The following is a 19,771-nucleotide window of genomic DNA, read 5'->3' on the forward strand; positions in this document are numbered from 1 at the left end:
CCTATTTATAAAATGAAATGACTTCATCTCTATTTTTACGGTTTTGCGGATGTCTTGGGTCTCTTAGTCGGTAACCTAAGGACATCATACTAGCAATGCCTTCTTTTTCTGGATCGATGATATTGTGTTTTGCCAAAATTTCATCAACTTTTGCATATTCAAATCCTTCAATTGGGCATGAGTCGATACCTAATAAGGCTGCTGACATCATCATATTGCCAAGAGCAATATAAGTTTGTTTTGCCGTCCAGTCAAAAAGTGCGCGTGGGTTATCAGCCATATCCATATCCCGTTTTTGGAAATCTTCATAGGTTTTTAGGCGACTGATCATGCCTTCACCATCTTTAATACCACGACGGACAAGGCTTTCCCGCATTGATGGACCATCATAGCGGGCATTTTTTTCAGCAATTAACAGAATAAAATGACTAGCTGTTTCTAGTTGATATTGAGCCCCCCAGGCAAATTCTTTTAGCTCTGCTTTGACGTCTTCGTTTTCCAAGACGACAAAACGCCAGCCTTCTAGGCCCACTGATGATGGGCTCCGCCATGCCGCATCCAAAATAATATTAAGATCCTCATCGGGAATTTTTTTATCGTTGTACACGCGAACAGCTGTTCTAAAATAAAAACTTTCTTTTACTTTTTCACGCATTGTATCCATGATTTTCCTCCTTTTTGTATAGTGTTATGATAGCATAAAGCTTTTCTGATGACAAAAATTCATGATTGTTTGCTGCTTTCCTTTTCTATAAGGAAATTTTTCAAATATTAAATCATGTAATCGTTTGCTACAATGATAGTATGAAATAATAGGAGGATTAGAACATGTCGAAATTACCAGATAGCTTTTTATGGGGTGGGGCAGTTGCTGCTCACCAACTCGAAGGAGGGTGGCAAGAAGGTGGTAAAGGACCTAGTGTAGCGGATGTGATGACTTCTGGCCGCCATGGTGTTCCTCGTGAAATTACTGCCGGAGTTTTAGATGGCAAGTATTATCCAAACCATGATGCTATTGATTTTTATCATCGCTATAAAGAGGATGTTAAACTTTTTGCTGAAATGGGCTTTAAATGTTTCCGTACTTCAATTGCTTGGACTCGTATTTTCCCAAATGGAGATGAATTGGAGCCAAATGAAGAAGGACTTCAATTTTATGATGATTTATTTGATGAATGTTTAAAATATGGCATTGAACCTGTTATTACACTTTCCCATTTTGAATTGCCTTATCATTTAGTTACTGAGTATGGTGGCTTCACTAACCGTAAAGTGATTGACTTCTTTGTTCGTTTTGCAGAAACAGTATTTACTCGTTACAAAGACAAAGTTAAATATTGGATGACTTTTAATGAAATCAATAATCAAGCCAACTACATGGAGGATTTTGCACCATTTACTAACTCAGGAATTGTGTACAAAGAAGGAGATGACCGTGAAGCAATTATGTATCAGGCAGCTCATTATGAGCTTGTAGCTGCGGCGCGTGCGACAAAAATCGGTCACGAAATCAATCCTGATTTTGAAATTGGTTGTATGATTGCCATGTGTCCAATCTATCCAGCGACTTGTAAACCAGCCGATATCTTAATGGCTCAGAAAGCGATGCAAAAACGCTATTACTTTACTGATGTCCATGTCCATGGCTATTACCCAAATCACATTTTGAATTATTGGGAACGTAAAGGGATTTCGGTTGACTTCACTGAAGAAGACAAAAAGGATCTTATGGCAGGAACTGTTGACTATATTGGATTCTCTTACTACATGTCATTTGCTATTGACTCTCATCGTCCAAATAATCCACATTATGACTATATGGAAACAGAAGATTTAGTTAAAAATGATTATGTAAAAGCTTCGGACTGGGGTTGGCAAATTGACCCAGAAGGGCTCCGCTATTCATTAAACTGGTTTACAGACATGTATCACCTTCCTTTATTTATTGTTGAGAATGGCTTTGGCGCAATAGATCAATTGGAACCTGATGGCATGGTTCATGATGACTATCGGATTGATTACTTAGGTGCCCATATTAAAGAAATGATTAAAGCTGTTGATGAAGATGGCGTTGATTTAATGGGGTACACACCTTGGGGCTGTATTGACCTGGTTTCAGCTAGTACTGGTGAAATGCGTAAACGTTATGGATTTATCTATGTAGATAAAGATGATCAAGGAAACGGTACTTATGATCGTTCACCTAAATTATCATTTAATTGGTATAAAAAAGTGATTGCAAGTAACGGCGAAAGTTTGTAACTTTTAATTTACAGGCAAGGAAGTTAAATTATTTTTAAATTAATGAGATTGAGCTTCTTTTGTTAATAATTTCAATCATCAAACAACTTTAAAAGTTTATGAAATTCCATCTGATTTGCAGTCTCAGATGGAATTTTTTGTTAAAATTTTGACAACGCTTTCAAAAGAAGGTATAATTCTCTTGGAAATAATCTGAATAAGGAGATTCTTATGTTAGAAGTATCGTTGATTATTACTTCTTTTATATTATTTATTCTGTTAGTTATCATTATTGTAAAAAACCAAATCCTATTTAGTAGACGAATTGGGTATAATTATTTAATTCGTTTTGAAGAGGTCTCAACTCCAATTGACTTAGGAAAAAATCATAAGATTTTGGAAAAAGTAAAAATTATTAGTGATGATAAAGATAAAGGGATTTATTCAGTACAATCTCAATTAAGTGATATCAAATTAAAAGAGTTTCTTATGTTAGAGTATCATTTGACCTTATCTCAAGTTATCGTTTCATCTATCCAATTATCAGGACCAATAGGCGCAATCTAACAATAATCTCTGATTATTGTTAGATTTTTGGAAAAAATTTTTTTTGCCTTATTCTTTTCCGTAGTGATACGGAAATTGTAGCTATGGTCATTGAAAGCGTATACACATATAATTAAGATACAAAATAACAAAACTTTACAGGAGGCAGTCAAATGACTAAAGCGTTAATTATCTGTGCCGGAGGCATGTCATCATCACTAATTGCTAAAAAAACTCAAACTCTACTTGCTGAACAAGGAGTTGAAGTGGAAATGAATGCTGTTGGTGTTCCTGAAGGTGGGAAATTAATTTCATCATCTGCTTATGACTTATACCTAGTAAGTCCACAAACAAAAATGCACTTCAAACAATTTGCTGATGCTGGTGCTAAAGTTAACAAACCAGTTGTTCAAATTCCACCACAAGCTTACATTCCAATTCCAATGGGAATTGAAAAAATGGCAACTCTTGTAAAGGAAAATATCTAATTTCTAATATTCTGAAATTTTAGTATACTAGAGATAGTACATTTTCTAAAGGAGATAACAGATGTTAGGTCAAAAGGAAAAGCTTATCTTACAATACTTATACCAAAATCGAGGAGAGTATGTTACCAGTAAAGTGCTAGCTGAACACTTGAAATGCTCAGATCGAACTGTAAGAACATATATCAAATCTTTATTGTCTTTTGTTACTGAGGAAGAAAATATTAATATTATCTCTAAACAAGGATACGGTTATAAGTTAGACCTGACTGAAGAATCAGCTTATCTAAATTTAGTTTCTGATAATAATATTCAAGTTGGTACGGATAACATTGATATCAACGATCGTCATAATTTCATCATCAATAAATTAATTTTCGAACAAGAGGATGTTTTCTTTGAAGATTTAATGGATCAGTTATACGTTAGTCGATCGACTTTATCATCAGATTTTAAAAAAATAAGAAATGAATTCGCTCGTTATCAATTAACAATTGAAAGTCGAGCAAATAAAAGTGTCTATGTTAGTGGCGCTGAGCATAATAAGCGCCACTTTATTATGGACTATTTTTACAGTGGGCATTTCTTAAAGAATATTCATCAGTATATTGGTGATGACTTCTTTAAACTACCAATTAGTTTTGAAGAATTAACCATTATTGTACTTGACGAATGTCGGAGCAAATATTTAAAATTGTCTGATTTTGTAATCCAGAATCTGATAGTCCATATTGCTTTAGCCATTTCCAGAGTAAAAGATGGATTCCAAATTTCTGAATTAATTATTGACAATAAAAAATTCAAAAAGGAAATTGGTGTTGCTACAAATATTATTAATCGAATAAATCGAGTGACTGGAACTGATTTTCCAGATGAAGAAATAAATTACATTGCTCTTCATTTAATTTCAGAAAGTATTAATTCATCACATTCAGATGATTTAGAAATAATTAGTTTAAGACAAGATTTGGTAGACGCAGCAAATGATATTGATTTGCACTATGGTTATCAATTTACTCAAGATTTCACCTTCTTAGAAGGTTTATTGAAACACTTAGAAGTCTTATTAGAACGAGTGAGAAACGGGGTTCGTCTGGATAATCCTTTATTAGAAGATATCCAAAAACAATATAAAGAAGCCTTTCTTGTCTCAAGAAGTTTAATGAGTCATCTAAGATATTTTAAAGATTTTTCCTTATCAGATGATGAAATTGCTTACGTTTCTCTCCATATACTAGCGGGAATTGAACGGTTTCATCAAAATAATAAACTAAATGCTCTAGTTATCTGTGCTACCGGATATGGAAGTGCTCAGATGCTTAGAATGCGTTTGGAAAATGAACTTGGTAGACAATTGAACATTGCTAACTTAGTTGGCTATTATGATATTACTGATGAGAATTTAGAAGGTATTGATGTCATAATTTCAACAATTGACTTAACTAATCTGGTGTTCTCTATCCCAGTCTTTACAGTTAGTGTCTTTCTTAAAGATGAAGAAGTGAAGGAATTAAAAAAACACTTTATCAGTATAGAAAGCAAACAGCATGGTCGTGGAGCTGAAAGTAATCAATTAGAAATAAACGAAATTTTTGATCATCATTTTTCTGAAGATGCTTTTATGATTTTGCATGACTGTGACAAAAAAACAGTACTTGAAAAATTAGTAGGAGCAATGGATAGTAAAGATATCGAGAATTATCAAATCTCGATGAGAGAATTAATTGCAAATCGTGAATCGATGAGTACGGTTATTTTCGATCAAGACATAGCTGTTCCACATCCCTTGAAATCATTAGACAGAGAAGCAAAAATTGGAATTGCGGTGATTCCGGAAGGAATTTACTGGGAGGAAGGATTTGAAAAAATCAAATTTGTTTTCTTAGTTTCACCTTCGATTTATAAAAACGATGGTTTAGCAGAAATGACTAAATTAATTGTTAATTTAACGGAAAATCCACAAACTAAACAAGAATTGCTTGAATGTCATGATTTCGACTGCTTTAAGAAAATATTATTAACATTAAAATAGGAGAAAAAAATGACAAACGAAGAAGTGCAAATGGCTGCATTTGAAATTATTTTAAATAGTGGAAATTCTAGAACTACAGTTCATGAAGCTTTTGCAGCTATGCGTGAAGGTGATTATGATAAAGCCTCAGAATTACTAGAAGCTGCTAATGAAGAATTACTATTAGCTCACAAAGCTCAGACTCACCTCTTACAAGAATACGCAGGTGGTACTGAAATCACAATTGAAATCATTATGGTTCATGCACAAGACCATTTGATGACAACAATGACGCTTCGTGAAGTTGCTATTGAGATGTTAGAATTGTACAAACGCATTAAATAATGCAATGAAGGAGTTAGGCAAATGACAAAAAAAGAAATGGAAAGAGTAGAGTCTCTACGTAAAACAAATGCTATAAAAACCATGTATTATACTCGTTATTTCATGGTGAGATATGTAGTGACATTCTTTTTCTTCGTAAACCTCTATTGGGGTGTAACGCTCTATTTATCAAATGCCACTTCGGCAATGTTGTTACCAATTGGTTTGGGAATTTTTGCTGGTCTTGGCATGTGGGAGCAATTTAGAATGTATACCACTGAGCAAAAAGAAGCAAAGAAATCAAAATTATTGTTTAAAGCAACTATTGCGGCTAATAGTTGTTTGGCACTACTAACCTTAGTTGGCCAATCACAACTATTATATCCATTCTTCAATGAAAATCTTTCAACAAGATTATTCATTCTTGGTATTCTAGTTCTTGGTATACTTATTTCCTTCTGGATGTTAGTCAAAATTAGCCGTATCGATACCAATAAAGATAGACAATTCGTTCGAATAAATCGTTATTTGGCATCACTTAACCTTAGCAAACATTATTAATGTAAATAAATTAGGAGGTAAGATTAATGTTTGAAATTTTAGAGAAGTACCTCATGGGGCCAATGGGGAAAGTATCAACTTGGCGTCCTGTACGTGCGATTGTAGCTGCTGGGATGGCAAGTATCCCACTTACTATCGTCGGTTCAGCATTCTTGGTTTTGGGAGTACTCCCACAAGCCTTTCCGTTTTTAGCAGGTATTTGGGCAGGCTCATTTGATAAATTTGCAGCTTTAACATTACTAGCTTATAAATGTTCAATGGGGATTTTAACCCTTTACTTCGCATTAGTTATTGGTTATGAATATACTAAGATTTATGCTGAAGAAGATGGGGTTAACTTAAACCCACTTAATGGTGGTATTCTTTCTGTATTTGCTTTCTTCATGACTATTCCTGAATTAACTTTCACAAAAGGAAATATGACTTTAGTTGCAACAGAAACAACTATCAATGGTTGGACTGTAGGAGGCGACAGCTTAGCTCGTTTGTCAACATCAGGTCTATTTACTGGTATCTTGATGGCAATCCTTGCTGTTCAATTATACCGTCTCTGTGTTGTTAAAAACTGGGTTGTTAAAATGCCAGAAGCTGTTCCAGAAGGTGTTGCTCGTTCATTTACAGCCTTGATTCCTGCATTTGTAGTTGCAATTACAGTTATCTTCATCAATGGTGCTTTCATCATGATGGGTACAGATATCTATAAAGTTATCGCTATCCCATTTGGTTTCGTTAAAAATATTACCAATTCAATTGGTGGTATCATCGTAATCTACTTCCTAGTTCACGCATTGTGGTTAGTTGGTATCCACGGTGCAAACATCGTTATGGGCCTTGTTAACCCAATTCTTCTTGCTAACATGGCTGAAAACGTAAATGGTGCACACTTTGCCTTTGCTGGTGAGTTCACTAATGCCTATGTTACAATTGGTGGTTCAGGGGCAACTCTTGGTGTGTGTATCTTCATGGCACTACTTGCTAAATCTGAACAATTGAAAATGCTTGGTCGTGCGGCTATCGGTTCATCTATCTTCAACATTAATGAACCACTTATCTTTGGTCTTCCAATCGTTTATAACCCAATCTTAGCTATTCCATTTATCTGTGCTCCAGTAGTTACAGCGGTTCTAGCTTATGTTGTTGTTAACTTAAACATTGTTAAAGAAGCAATCGTTCAAACTCCATGGCCAACACCTGGTGGATTCGGTGCCTTCATCGGTTCTGGTGGTGACATTAAAGCTGCTATTCTTTCTATAGTATGTATTGCTGTTGCTTTCTTAATCTGGTTACCATTCATCAAATATTATGACAATAAGCTTGTTGCTGAAGAACAAGCAGTAGCTGCAGAAGCTGCTACAGTAGCATAATTCACTAAAATATCTCAGCTCACTTAGTGACTTGAGGTATTTTATTTTTTAATAACCAAGGAGTATATTATGGGACAATTAGGAATTTCTGTTTACCCGTCCAAATCAAGTATGGTTGAGATGAAGAGTTATATTGACTTGGCGCGCAAATATGGTTACACACGTTTATTTACGTCAATGCTTGAAGTAGCAGATAATGCCCAAGAAACAGTTGAAACCTTTAAAGAAATCATCCATTATGGAAATGAAAATGGGCTTAAAACTTCATTGGATGTAAATCCAAGACTCTTTAAAGCTCTTGATATTGCCTACAACCAATTAGAAATCTTTAATGAAATGGGGATAGATGCGCTCCGTCTTGACGAAGGATTTACTGGTTATGAGGAGGCTATGCTAACACATAATCCATTTGGCATTAAAATTGAATTGAACATTTCAAGAGGTCAACATTACATCGACATGGTTAATGACTTCGGACCCAACCGTCAACTCTTAATTGGCTCGCATAACTTTTATCCTCAAGCATATACAGGTCTATCCTTTGATTATTTTGTAGAAACCGCAAAGCAATACAAAAACTACAATCTAGAAACTGCAGCCTTTATTGATAGTCCCGACGGCAAAATTGGTCCATGGCCACTTTCTGATCGGATGGTTTCAGCAGAAATTCAAAGAGACATGTCATTGGCTGCTCAAGTTTCTTTATTGAAGATGACTGGTTACATTGATGATATTTTGATCTCATCATCACTCCTCACGGAAGAGGATTTGAAAACAGTAGCTGAAAGCTTCAAAGCAAGTCTGCCAATTCTACCAGTGCAACTTGTGGAAGAATTAACTGACCTTGAAAAGGAAATCCTCTTAAACAATCAACACCACTATCGTGGTGATAAATCGGATTATATGATTAGATCAAGTCAACCAAGGGTGACCTATAAAGCACATGCTATTGCCCCTAAAAATACCGTCGATATTAAACGTGGTATGGTGACAATTGGTAATGATTTGGCTGGTCAATATAAGGGTGAGTTGCAAATTGCTTTGCAAGATCGGCCTAATAATGGACGACAAAATGTTGTTGCAAGTCTCCCTCAGGAGAATTTAGCACTTTTAGATTTATTACAGGTTTGGTATAGTTTTAATTTTAAAGAAACTTAGACTCCAAGACTTGTTTAAGCTTTAGTTTAGCTTGACAAGTCTTTTTTTAATGGCTCCAATTAAATAACGGTTGTTATATATTAAAAGGAGGCAGGATGAGAGGACCAAAACAAAAATATAGTAAGCAGTTACTTCTAGAAAAAGGGTTGGCGTATGTAAACGAATTTGGGATGTCAAATTTGAGTTTCAGGAAATTTGTGACCTATATTGGCTGCTCTACTCAGCCAATTATCTCATCATTTGGAAATCTGGAAATATTGATATTGGAACTAGGAATTGCTATTGATAGATTCTATCCATTGAAAAGAAATAAAACCCAGTCCGTTAGAACTGGGTTTTATGTTAGATAAAAGCATCTAACCAATCTTTTTATCCTTCAAAATAAAGGAGTTCTTTTGGTGTTTTAGTAAATGGTTGGAAGCCATCTTTTGTGACATAGCCACAATCCTCAATGCGGACACCAACTTTTCCTGGAATGTAAATGCCAGGTTCGACTGAGAAGCACATGCCTTCTTCAACAACCATGTCATTACCTTCCATGATTGATGGGAATTCATGGACATCCATTCCTAAACCATGTCCAAGGCGATGATTAAAGTACTCACCGTAACCTGCTCTTTCGATTACATCACGTGCAGCAGCATCGACTTGAGCAGCAGTGACACCTGGCTTAATAAATTCTTGTGCGGTTAATTGTGCCTCTAAACAAAGATTGTAGATATCGACTTTGAATTGATCAGGTTTTCCGACAGCTACTGTTCTTGTCATATCACTGGTATATCCTAAAGTTTCAACACCCAGGTCAAATAAAAGCAAAGCATTATTTTCAATTTTGTTGGTACCTGGAATACCATGTGGATTAGCTGCGTTATCACCTGTTAAAACCATAGTATCGAAACTCATTTTATTGATACCTTGCTTTTTCATTTCAAATTCAATTTGGGCAATAATATCAGTTTCTGTAACATTTAATGAAATGTTTTCAAAACCAACTTGGACTGCCTTATCGGCAAAGTCACCAGCAACTAGCATCTTTTCAATTTCATCTTTAGATTTAATTAAACGCATTCTTTGGATAAATGGACTCAAATTATCAAATTGACCAGAGAAAACAGTCTGTAAACCTTGGAATTTTGTTACATTTAAATGATCAAATTCCGCATAAATACGTTTTGCATCTTTAATTGGTAAGGCTACTTTAATCTTTTCCCAAGGGTTTTCTGCATCTAAATAACCTTGAACAGTAAATGAAACAATTGACTTTGCTCGAGCAACTTCTAATGCAGGTACAAATAGGAGTGGTTCTTTATCATGAAAAACAAATAAGAACATTTGTCTTTCATGAGGGTCACAATCAAAGCCAGAAAGATAATTTACTGTAACAGGGTCTGAAAAGACTGCAACTTCAGCCTCTGATTCTTTGATAAAATGACGTATCTTATTTAATTTAGTCATGGTATACCTTCTTTCTATCTCTATTTTTTCAAAAATAGTGCAAAATTGCAAGCTTTCCTTTGAATATTGAAAAAGTTTTCAAAATGTATCATTTTTACTTGAAAGTGTTTCCAAAACATGCTAGAATTAGTTTTGAAAGCGTAATTTTCAAGTAGAAAGGAAGATAAAACAATGAACACAGATGATACAATTACGATCTATGACGTTGCTCGCGAAGCAGGTGTTTCTATGGCAACAGTAAGTCGTGTTGTCAACGGAAATAAAAACGTTAAAGAAAATACACGCAAAAAAGTGTTGGAAGTTATAGACCGTTTAGATTATCGTCCTAATGCAGTTGCCCGAGGACTAGCAAGTAAAAAAACAACTACAGTAGGTGTGGTAATTCCAAATATTGCCAATAGTTATTTTTCAATTTTAGCAAAAGGGATTGATGATATTGCTGCAATGTACAAGTATAATATTGTCCTTGCATCAAGTGATGAAGATGATGATAAAGAGGTAAATGTTGTTAACACTCTATTTGCAAAACAAGTAGATGGTATTATCTTTATGGGTCACCATTTAACAGAGAAAATTCGTGCAGAATTTTCTCGTTCACGTACACCAATCGTTCTAGCTGGAACAGTTGACTTGGAACATCAGTTACCAAGTGTTAATATTGATTATAAATTGGCAGTTTCCAATGTAATTGATATTTTAGTAGAAAATCACAAAAAAATTGCTTTTGTGTCTGGACCACTAATCGATGATATCAATGGAAAAGTGAGATTACTAGGCTATAAAGAAGGACTTAGAAAGAATAAGTTGGACTATAAAGAAGGATTAGTTTTTGAAGCTAATTATTCTTATAAAGAAGGTTTTGAATTAGCTCAACGCGTAATCAATTCAGGTGCTACAGCAGCTTATGTTGGAGAAGATGAATTAGCAGCAGGCTTACTTAATGGTTTATTTGCAGCAGGGAAAAATGTTCCTGAGGACTTTGAAATTATTACAAGTAACGATTCACCAGTTGTTGACTATACAAGACCAAATCTTTCTTCAATCAGTCAACCTGTGTATGATTTAGGAGCTGTCAGCATGCGTATGTTGACAAAAATCATGAACAAAGAAGATTTGGAAGAAAAAGAAATTCTCCTAAACCATGGTATCAAACGTCGTGGTACAACAAAATAGTAAATCTACCTGCAAAGGTAGATTTTTTTAGAAAAGGATCTCTATGACAAATGATTTAATTATGCAAGCTTTTGAATGGTATTTACCAGCAGATAGTAAGCATTGGCAAAAACTACAAACTTCAATTCCTGAATTACAAAAATTAGGAATCAGCAAGATATGGTTACCACCAGCTTTCAAAGGAACTGGTACAAATGATGTTGGATATGGTATATATGACCTTTTTGACTTAGGTGAGTTTGATCAAAATGGGACAGTTCCAACTAAATATGGTAGCAAAGAAGAGTATCTTTCTTTAGTCTCAGAATTAAATAAAGCCGGAATTCAGCCAATTGCTGATGTAGTCTTAAATCATAAGGCAAATGCCGATCAAAAAGAGACATTTTACGTTTTGAAGATGAATCCTGAAAATCGTCAAGAACCAATTTCTGAACCATATGAAATAGAAGGGTGGACAGGATTTAATTTCCCAGGTCGTAAAAATAAGTATAACAACTTCAAATGGCATTGGTATCATTTTTCTGGTTTAGATTATGATGCAAGAAATAATGAAACAGGTATTTACCTAATAGCTGGTGACAATAAAGGTTGGGCAGATCAAGAAACTGTTGACAATGAAAAAGGAAATTTTGATTACCTCATGTTTAATGATATTGATTTTAAACACCCTGAGGTTAGACAACACCTTAAAGACTGGACAAAATGGTACATCAGTGAATCGCAAGTTAAAGGTTTCAGATTGGATGCTATTAAACACATTGATGCTTCCTTCATGAAAGAATTCATTACCTTTATTCAAGCAGAGATTGATGAGAATTTTTATATCTTTGGTGAATATTGGAAAGATGATTTTGATGCGACAGAACATTATCTTGAATTAATTGACTATAAATTTGATCTCTTTGATGTTGCCTTGCATATGAATTTTTTCCAAGCATGTCAAGCAGGAAATAATTTCGATATGCGTCAGATTTTTGATGGTTCTTTGGTTCAAACTCATCCCATGCATGCAATCACTTTTGTAGAAAATCATGATACACAAAAAGGGCAATCATTACAAAGTAATATTGAAGACTGGTTTAAACCGATTGCTTATTCCTTAGTTATGCTTCGTCAAGATGGTTTGCCATGTGTCTTTTATGGAGATTACTATGGTATTGAAGGTGATGACTTTGGTCAACCTTCCTTTAAAAATGACCTTGATAAATTAGCCTTCTTAAGGAAAGAATTTGCTTATGGACAAGAAGTTGACTATTTCGACCACGCTAATTGTATTGGTTGGACAAGACTCGGTGATGACGAGCATCAGTCTGCTTTAGCAGTAGTCGTAAGTAATGGCGATAAAGGTTGGAAACATATGGAAGTTGGTCAACTCTATGCCGGCCAAACTTTTGTTGATTATATGGGTAATAGTTCCGAAGAAATGACCATTGATGAAAATGGATGGGCAGATTTTCATGCCCAAGCAGGCTCTGTTTCAGCATGGGTACCTAAGAACAAAATAAAATAAGTCAGCCTTTTGGCTGATTTTTTTCTTATTAGTGTCAAATCAGCTAAAATAAGCTATAATAGAGGTTATGAGAGTCTTACTATATCTAGAAGCAGAAAAATACTTAAGTAAGTCTGGCATTGGCCGGGCTATTAAACACCAAGCTCGTGCTTTGTCATTAGTCGGACAAGACTATACTACAAATCCAGACGATAATTATGATTTAGTTCATATTAATACCTATGGTATTAACAGTTGGCTATTAATGAAAAAAGCCAAACGTTTAGGCAAAAAGGTGATCATGCATGGTCATTCAACCGAGGAAGATTTTAGAAATTCCTTCATTTTTTCGAATACCATTTCACCACTATTTAAAAAATATTTATGTTTATTTTATAAAAATGCAGATGCTATTATTACACCAACTGAGTATTCCAAATCCTTGATTGAAAGTTATGGCATCAAACAACCGATTTTTCCTATTTCAAATGGGATTGATTTGCGTCATTATGGAGCAAATCCTGATAAGGAAGCAGCTTTTAGGGACTATTTCAAAATTGAAAAAGGTCAAAAAGTTGTTATTGGGGCAGGATTATATTTTCTTCGCAAAGGGATTGATGATTTTGTTCGGGTGGCCCAAAAAATGCCAGATGTTCGCTTTATTTGGTTTGGGGAAACAAATAAGTGGATTATACCAGCAGAGGTTCGGCAGTTAGTTGAGCATAACCACCCTCAGAATCTTCTCTTTCCTGGTTACATTAAAGGTGATGTGTATGAAGGAGCAATGACAGCAGCGGATGCCTTTTTCTTCCCAAGTCGTGAAGAAACGGAAGGCATTGTTGTTCTTGAGGCACTGGCTAGTAAACAAAACATTTTAGTACGTGATATCCCTGTTTATAGTGGTTGGATTGATCAAGAGTGTGCTGAACTGGCTAGTGATGTGGATGGATTTGTTGAAGGCTTAGAAAGAATTTTTTCTGGTCAAGTTGATAAGACTCAAAAAGGATATCAAGTCGCTGAAAGTCGTAGCATCGAAAAAGTTGCGGCTCAATTAGTCGCGGCGTACCAAAAAGTAATGGAGTTGTAAGATGCGTGTAGGTCTATTTACAGACACCTATTTCCCACAAGTATCAGGTGTAGCAACCAGCATTCGAACCTTAAAGGATGAGCTGGAAAAACAAGGGCATGAAGTTTATGTCTTTACAACAACAGATAAGAATGTTAAACGCTTTGAGGATCCGACCGTTATTCGGCTTCCTAGCGTTCCTTTTGTGTCTTTTACAGATCGTCGTGTTGTTTACCGTGGTTTGATTTCTTCTTATAAAATAGCAAAGCAGTATGACCTAGATATTATCCATACGCAAACTGAATTTAGTTTGGGATTATTAGGTAAAATGGTTGGCAAAGCTTTAAGAATTCCCGTTGTTCATACATATCATACGCAGTATGAAGATTATGTTGGCTACATCGCAAAAGGTAAATTAATTCGACCAAGTATGATTAAACCCATTTTAAAAGGGTATTTGAAGGATTTAGATGGAGTTGTTTGTCCCAGTCCGATTGTATTAAATTTGCTAGATGGTTACGAGGTAAAAATCCCAAAACGGGTCATTCCTACAGGGATACATTTGGAAAATTATGTCCGTGAAGATATTAGCCAAGATGATGTGAATCAGTTAAAAAGGGATTTAGGAATTGCTTCAGATGAGACATTTTTATTAAGTCTCTCTCGTATCTCTTACGAGAAAAATATCCAAGCCATTATTAGACAGTTACCAAATGTTATCAAGGAAAACAAAAAAGTCAAATTAGTTATTGTCGGAAGTGGTCCATATTTGGAGGACCTTCAATTATTATCTGAAGAGCTGGATTTAATTGACTATATTATTTTTACAGGTATGGTCCCACATGAAAAAGTAGCTCATTACTATAAGGCTTGTGATTTCTTTGTTAGTGCCTCAACAAGTGAGACACAGGGATTAACCTATATTGAAAGTTTAGCAAGTGGCAAGCCAATTATTGCTCATGGCAATCCTTATTTGGATGATTTGATTTCTGATAAGATGTTTGGAACCTTATATTATCATGAAGATGAACTGGCAGATGCTATTATAGATGCGATAATTGAAACTCCAGATATTGATCAGACCTTACTAGCAGAGAAACGCTTTGAGATTTCATCTGAACACTTTGGACAATCTATTTATACTTTCTATTTAGACACGATTATTGGTAAATCATCAAAAGATAGTAAAAAGTTATCACTTTATATGAATCGTGAAAAACGTGAACCCTTGAAATTGGTTTCGGGAGTTGCCTTTTTACCCAAGCGAGGAGTAAAGAACCCAGTTCTGACTCCAGCAAAAGTCGTCAAGGCACCACTAAAATTAGTAAATGCAATACGAGATTTCTTGGACTAATGAACTAAACCAATAAAAATAATATATAGACCTTGTATTATTTGAAAAAATTGATATAATAATTTTGAAGACATGTTATATTAGAGTTTATATTAAGCGAGTGCTGGTTGGTGAAAAGAGCACATATTCTAATTTAATACTCCTTCCATGATTTTATGCAAACATAAAAGGGTGGTTCCCTTATAACCAATCAGAGGTTCAAGATAGTTTTTGTCTTGGATGAATGAAGGTGGAACCACGCAACCGCGTCCTTTTTAGGATGTGGTTTTTTCTATTTTTATATAAAGTAGGGGTGGTCATTAAGATAGCTAATATTAAATTAAAGAATATAAGGAGAAAATGATGATTAAGATTTCGTTTCCAGATGGTGCAGTCCGTGAATTTGAATCTGGCGTAACAACATTTGAGATTGCCCAATCAATTTCAAATTCATTAGCAAAGAAAGCTTTAGCAGGAAAATTTAATGGACAATTAATTGATACAGTTCGTCCTATTACTGAGGATGGATCAATTGAAATTGTCACTCCTGATCACGAAGATGCTTTCAGTGTTCTTCGACACTCGGCAGCTCATTTATTTGCGCAAGCTGCAAAACGTCTCTTCCCAGAAATTCACTTAGGTGTAGGTCCAGCAATCACTGAAGGTTTCTATTATGATACTGACAACCAAGCTGGTCAAATTTCTAACGAAGATCTCCCTCGTATTGAAGAAGAAATGAAAAAAATTGTCAAAGAAAACTTCCCATGTATTCGTGAAGAAGTATCAAAAGATGAAGCACTAGATATCTTTAAAGACGATCCTTATAAAGTTGAATTGATCAGTGAACACGCTGATGACGCAGCAGGCCTCACTATTTATCGTCAAGGAGAATTTGTAGACTTATGCCGTGGCCCTCATGTGCCATCAACAGGACGCATTCAAGTCTTCCACCTTCTCAATGTTGCGGGTGCTTACTGGCGTGGTAATAGTGATAATGCTATGATGCAACGTGTTTATGGGACTGCTTGGTTTGATAAAAAAGACCTTAAAGCTTACCTGACTCGTTTAGAAGAAGCAAAAGAACGTGACCATAGAAAACTTGGTAAAGAGCTTGATTTATTCATGATTAGCCAAGAGGTCGGTCAAGGTCTACCATTCTGGTTGCCAAATGGTGCAACTATCCGTCGGACCCTTGAACGTTATATCACAGACAAAGAACTAGCTTCAGGTTACCAACACGTTTACACCCCACCAATGGCCTCAGTTGAACTTTACAAAACTTCTGGACACTGGGAGCACTACCAAGAAGACATGTTCCCAACAATGGACATGGGCGATGGTGAAGAGTTTGTGCTTCGTCCAATGAACTGCCCTCACCATATTCAGGTTTATAAAAACCATGTACATTCTTACCGTGAGTTGCCAATTCGAATTGCTGAGCTTGGGATGATGCACCGCTACGAGAAGTCAGGTGCACTATCAGGACTTCAACGTGTGCGTGAGATGACTCTTAATGACGGGCACCTATTCGTCACACCAGAGCAAATCCAGGAAGAATTCCAACGTGCACTTCAATTAATTATCGATGTTTATGAAGATTTTAATTTAACAGATTACCGTTTCCGTTTGTCATACCGTGACCCTAAAGATACTCATAAATACTATGATAATGATGAGATGTGGGAAAATGCCCAAGCTATGTTAAAGGCAGCTCTTGATGAGATGGGTGTTGACTACTTTGAAGCAGAAGGTGAAGCAGCCTTCTATGGTCCTAAACTTGATATACAAGTTAAAACAGCCCTTGGGAATGAAGAAACACTATCTACTATTCAGTTAGACTTCTTGTTGCCTGAACGTTTTGATCTTAAGTATATAGGTGCTGATGGAGAAGAACATCGACCAGTGATGATTCACCGTGGTGTTATTTCAACTATGGAACGCTTTACTGCAATCCTAATTGAAACTTATAAAGGAGCTTTCCCAACATGGTTAGCACCTCATCAAGTGACTGTTATTCCAATTTCCAACGAAGCTCATATTGACTATGCTTGGGAAGTTGCTAAAACTCTTCGTGATCGTGGAATTCGTGCTGATGTTGATGATCGTAATGAAAAAATGCAATACAAAATCCGTGCTTCACAAACAAGTAAAATTCCTTACCAATTAATCGTAGGGGATAAAGAGATGGAAGATAAAGCTGTTAATGTCCGTCGCTACGGAAGTAAGGCAACACATACTGAAAGCATCGAAGAATTTGTTGACAATATATTAGCTGATATTGCTCGCAAATCTCGTCCAGTATCAGAATAATATAAAAAAGAGACCCTATTGATGGGTTTCTTTTTTATGTTTTATGAAAGAAATATAATAATTTACATTATTTTATATAAAAAATAGGAGAAAGTCTATTGAAGAAAAATGGAAAGTTATGATAATTATTAGCAATTTAGTAATAGGGGGACTTTTGTTTTATAAAAATTAAGGTTACTTTATTAATATTAGGTCTTTTGTGTCTGATTTCTATCCCATTTATGACATAACCAAGGCTGTTCCTGGGGATTTGAATCAGGTGAAATGGTATTTTCATTTGAGGTTAAGGAAGTAAATTCTCCATTAAGCGAGCAGACATATCTTCTGTGAGAGATAGAGAGCGCAGTAGTTAAATGCATATGAAGCAGCAGTAGATAAATCTGTAAAGATAAAACGTAAGCAAGTCAAGATATTGACGGTGGTGAAAGAAGGCCAAGCAATATCAGCTCAGGACGAGACTTTGGGTTTAGATATAACAGCCTAGGATGCTCATCTTAATTAAGTAGCTCAAATCACAGGTATACCTGTTGAGGGTCGGATTATTACAGAACAAGCTATTATAAAAAATATTAATTATTACAACAATAAATGGATCAAAGTAAAATTAAAAGGACTTCGTCCTATGCAGTACAGAACTAAATCCTCAACTTAAAATATAATGTCCAACTTTTTTTGGGTCAGTAGGAATGGCTAGGAGTGGTTTTCAGCCTTACCAAGCGTATGCATTACAAGGTGCTTGTAAGTACTCAAGCCATTTTTGGTCTTTAATCCGGCAAAGAGTCACTGATACTCCAGTCAGATCAAGACTGGTCATATATTTGCCACTCTTAATGAAGGGGAGCTGAAGTCCTTCTACATCTAAAAGTTGAATGATATCATTTAAGAAAATACCTTGTTCTAAATCTGTAGCAGTACCTAGATTATTGACTAAAAGTATAAAGTGCTCATTTTCATGCCAATGAAATTTGATTTGTAACTTGTTGATAATTTCGACAGCTAATTGTTCAGAAGATGAAAAGTCGACCTTGCGATAACCTTCTTCACCGTGAATGCCAATCCCATAGGAAATTTGATTCTCTTTTAAATCAAAAAGAGGAAGTGTTGCATTAGGCATGAATGCTGATTTTGTAGCAAAGCCAATTGTCGCAATTTCAGTCGCCAATTCAAAAGCAAGGTTCTCAATCTCTTCTAAACTGGCTCCATTTAAAGCAGCTTGCCCAAGTATTTTATGCAAGAGGATTGTTCCGGCAAGACCCCGATGACGCATCCGGAAATTCATTTTTGGATCAACGGAAATATCATCATGAGAAACGATGTATTTTACCAGAATGCCTTCTTCTCGCGCAGACTTGATAGCAGCATGAAATTCACGAATATCAGCTTCAAAGTTTTTGATGATAACAAAAACGCCTTTTCCTTTATTTAAGAATCGCAGAGCTTCCAAGATATCTTGAGCTTTAGGCGGAGTGAACAATTGACCGTAGATAGCAGCAGTAAGCATGCCTTTGCCGACAAAGCCAGTATGTGCAGGCTCATGACCTGAGCCGCCTCCAGATAGAATTGGTATAATTGATGGGTCTTGGTGTCTGTTATAAATGACAGGTAGACCTTTTAATTTCGCCAGATGAGGATGTGAGGCAAGGACACCACTCATATACTGGGAAATCATTTCATCATAATGATTAAGTATTGTGACCATAGGTCCTCCTAGTTTCCTTTTAAAGAAAGTGTGATTATTTCTTTGATATACTTAGTTTGTGGATAAAAGTCATTTGTGGTGACATAGGTTTTAATGATATTAGCCAATGCTCGACCATGATAATATTTGAGAAATTCATGGTAGTCACTTGCAATGGACAAATTTTCTTTTTGTTCAATTTCAGAAATGATTTTTTCAATTAGAATTAGACAATAGTTGCCGAAATAACTGTAAAAATCATTTTGATCTTTGATTGCAAAGAGTTGTGCGTAAAATAATTTGTTTTGTTCAAAGTAGAATAAAAGTTCATCTAACAACTGAAAACCAGTAATATAATTGAGATTATTGGTGATATGTTCATGCAGTTCAGTCTCAAAAATCCAATCTAAGAGCTCAAATTTATCAATAAAATGATTATAGAAAGTTTGTCTACGAATCCCAGCACGGTCCATGATATCAACGACGGATATCTTATCAAAAGGTTTATATTCTAATTCCTTTTTGAAGGCTTTGGCGATTCGTTTTTTTGTGATCAGTGACGTTGCCATAAGATTCC

The 19,771-nt window shown here is 35.4% G+C and carries 18 protein-coding genes and 1 pseudogene; 15 read left to right on the forward strand and 4 right to left on the reverse strand.

From position 1 onward, the window contains the following. Nucleotide 1: 1 nt before the first annotated feature. Nucleotides 2–664, reverse strand: coding sequence for an NAD(P)H-dependent oxidoreductase (locus MKY69_RS02775; RefSeq protein WP_013793721.1), 663 nt, complete (start codon nucleotides 662–664; stop codon nucleotides 2–4). Nucleotides 665–828: 164 nt separating this feature from the next. Between MKY69_RS02775 and MKY69_RS02780 the strand changes: the two genes are divergently transcribed. The 9 genes from MKY69_RS02780 (at nucleotide 829) to MKY69_RS02820 (ending at nucleotide 9,040) form a co-directional block, all read left to right on the forward strand. After that, nucleotides 829–2,262, forward strand: coding sequence for a 6-phospho-beta-glucosidase (locus tag MKY69_RS02780; RefSeq protein WP_003106329.1), 1,434 nt, complete (start codon nucleotides 829–831; stop codon nucleotides 2,260–2,262). Nucleotides 2,263–2,472: 210 nt separating this feature from the next. Then, complete coding sequence (locus tag MKY69_RS02785; protein WP_003106331.1) at nucleotides 2,473–2,808, forward strand: hypothetical protein; 336 nt, start codon at nucleotides 2,473–2,475, stop codon at nucleotides 2,806–2,808. 152 nt (nucleotides 2,809–2,960) lie between these two features. After that, entirely contained in the window at nucleotides 2,961–3,275 is a 315-nt protein-coding gene (locus tag MKY69_RS02790; protein ID WP_003106050.1) for a PTS cellobiose transporter subunit IIB, read from the forward strand. Between the two features lie 61 nt (nucleotides 3,276–3,336). Further along, nucleotides 3,337–5,304 (forward strand): BglG family transcription antiterminator, encoded by a 1,968-nt coding sequence (locus MKY69_RS02795; RefSeq protein ID WP_340790935.1) that lies wholly within the window; start codon nucleotides 3,337–3,339, stop codon nucleotides 5,302–5,304. 9 nt (nucleotides 5,305–5,313) lie between these two features. Further along, nucleotides 5,314–5,628, forward strand: coding sequence for a PTS cellobiose transporter subunit IIA (locus tag MKY69_RS02800; RefSeq protein ID WP_003102976.1), 315 nt, complete (start codon nucleotides 5,314–5,316; stop codon nucleotides 5,626–5,628). Between the two features lie 21 nt (nucleotides 5,629–5,649). Then, a complete protein-coding gene (locus tag MKY69_RS02805; RefSeq protein WP_003105572.1) occupies nucleotides 5,650–6,168 on the forward strand; it encodes a hypothetical protein in 519 nt (172 codons plus the stop codon). 26 nt (nucleotides 6,169–6,194) lie between these two features. Further along, entirely contained in the window at nucleotides 6,195–7,532 is a 1,338-nt protein-coding gene (gene celB, locus MKY69_RS02810) for a PTS cellobiose transporter subunit IIC (RefSeq protein WP_003105300.1), read from the forward strand. 69 nt (nucleotides 7,533–7,601) lie between these two features. Next, nucleotides 7,602–8,690 carry a DUF871 domain-containing protein gene (locus tag MKY69_RS02815; RefSeq protein WP_340790936.1) on the forward strand — a complete coding sequence of 363 codons (1,089 nt, stop codon included), beginning with the start codon at nucleotides 7,602–7,604 and terminating at the stop codon, nucleotides 8,688–8,690. 95 nt (nucleotides 8,691–8,785) lie between these two features. Beyond that, a complete protein-coding gene (locus tag MKY69_RS02820; RefSeq protein WP_041828406.1) occupies nucleotides 8,786–9,040 on the forward strand; it encodes a hypothetical protein in 255 nt (84 codons plus the stop codon). 19 nt (nucleotides 9,041–9,059) lie between these two features. On the opposite strand, the gene MKY69_RS02825 is transcribed toward MKY69_RS02820, so the two are convergent. After that, complete coding sequence (locus tag MKY69_RS02825; protein ID WP_100083805.1) at nucleotides 9,060–10,145, reverse strand: M24 family metallopeptidase; 1,086 nt, start codon at nucleotides 10,143–10,145, stop codon at nucleotides 9,060–9,062. A 171-nt stretch (nucleotides 10,146–10,316) separates the two neighbouring features. Here MKY69_RS02825 and ccpA point away from each other — a divergent pair, with 171 nt between their 5' ends. From ccpA to MKY69_RS02855, 6 genes and pseudogenes are all read left to right on the forward strand, one after another. Further along, nucleotides 10,317–11,318 carry a catabolite control protein A gene (gene ccpA, locus MKY69_RS02830; protein ID WP_003106338.1) on the forward strand — a complete coding sequence of 334 codons (1,002 nt, stop codon included), beginning with the start codon at nucleotides 10,317–10,319 and terminating at the stop codon, nucleotides 11,316–11,318. Between the two features lie 43 nt (nucleotides 11,319–11,361). Then, complete coding sequence (locus MKY69_RS02835) at nucleotides 11,362–12,828, forward strand: alpha-amylase (RefSeq protein WP_004234634.1); 1,467 nt, start codon at nucleotides 11,362–11,364, stop codon at nucleotides 12,826–12,828. Between the two features lie 67 nt (nucleotides 12,829–12,895). After that, nucleotides 12,896–13,894: a glycosyltransferase family 4 protein gene (locus MKY69_RS02840; RefSeq protein WP_003104452.1), complete on the forward strand. Its 999-nt coding sequence runs from the start codon at nucleotides 12,896–12,898 to the stop codon at nucleotides 13,892–13,894. A 1-nt stretch (nucleotide 13,895) separates the two neighbouring features. Further along, nucleotides 13,896–15,227 (forward strand): glycosyltransferase family 4 protein, encoded by a 1,332-nt coding sequence (locus MKY69_RS02845; RefSeq protein WP_340790938.1) that lies wholly within the window; start codon nucleotides 13,896–13,898, stop codon nucleotides 15,225–15,227. 342 nt (nucleotides 15,228–15,569) lie between these two features. After that, entirely contained in the window at nucleotides 15,570–17,516 is a 1,947-nt protein-coding gene (thrS, locus tag MKY69_RS02850; protein WP_003106342.1) for a threonine--tRNA ligase, read from the forward strand. A gap of 547 nt (nucleotides 17,517–18,063) precedes the next feature. Next, nucleotides 18,064–18,168, forward strand: a pseudogene (locus MKY69_RS02855) (IS3 family transposase); the annotation flags it as partial. 57 nt (nucleotides 18,169–18,225) lie between these two features. On the opposite strand, the gene dhaQ reads toward MKY69_RS02855, so the two are convergent. Next, nucleotides 18,226–19,215: a DhaKLM operon coactivator DhaQ gene (dhaQ, locus tag MKY69_RS02860; RefSeq protein ID WP_004234630.1), complete on the reverse strand. Its 990-nt coding sequence runs from the start codon at nucleotides 19,213–19,215 to the stop codon at nucleotides 18,226–18,228. Between the two features lie 8 nt (nucleotides 19,216–19,223). Further along, on the reverse strand, nucleotides 19,224–19,763 hold the full coding sequence (gene dhaS / locus MKY69_RS02865; RefSeq protein ID WP_003103591.1) for a dihydroxyacetone kinase transcriptional activator DhaS: 540 nt from the start codon (nucleotides 19,761–19,763) through the stop codon (nucleotides 19,224–19,226). Nucleotides 19,764–19,771: the final 8 nt, after the last annotated feature.

Source organism: Streptococcus sp. FSL R7-0212, from assembly GCF_038007985.1.
GTDB lineage: Bacteria > Bacillota > Bacilli > Lactobacillales > Streptococcaceae > Streptococcus > Streptococcus parauberis.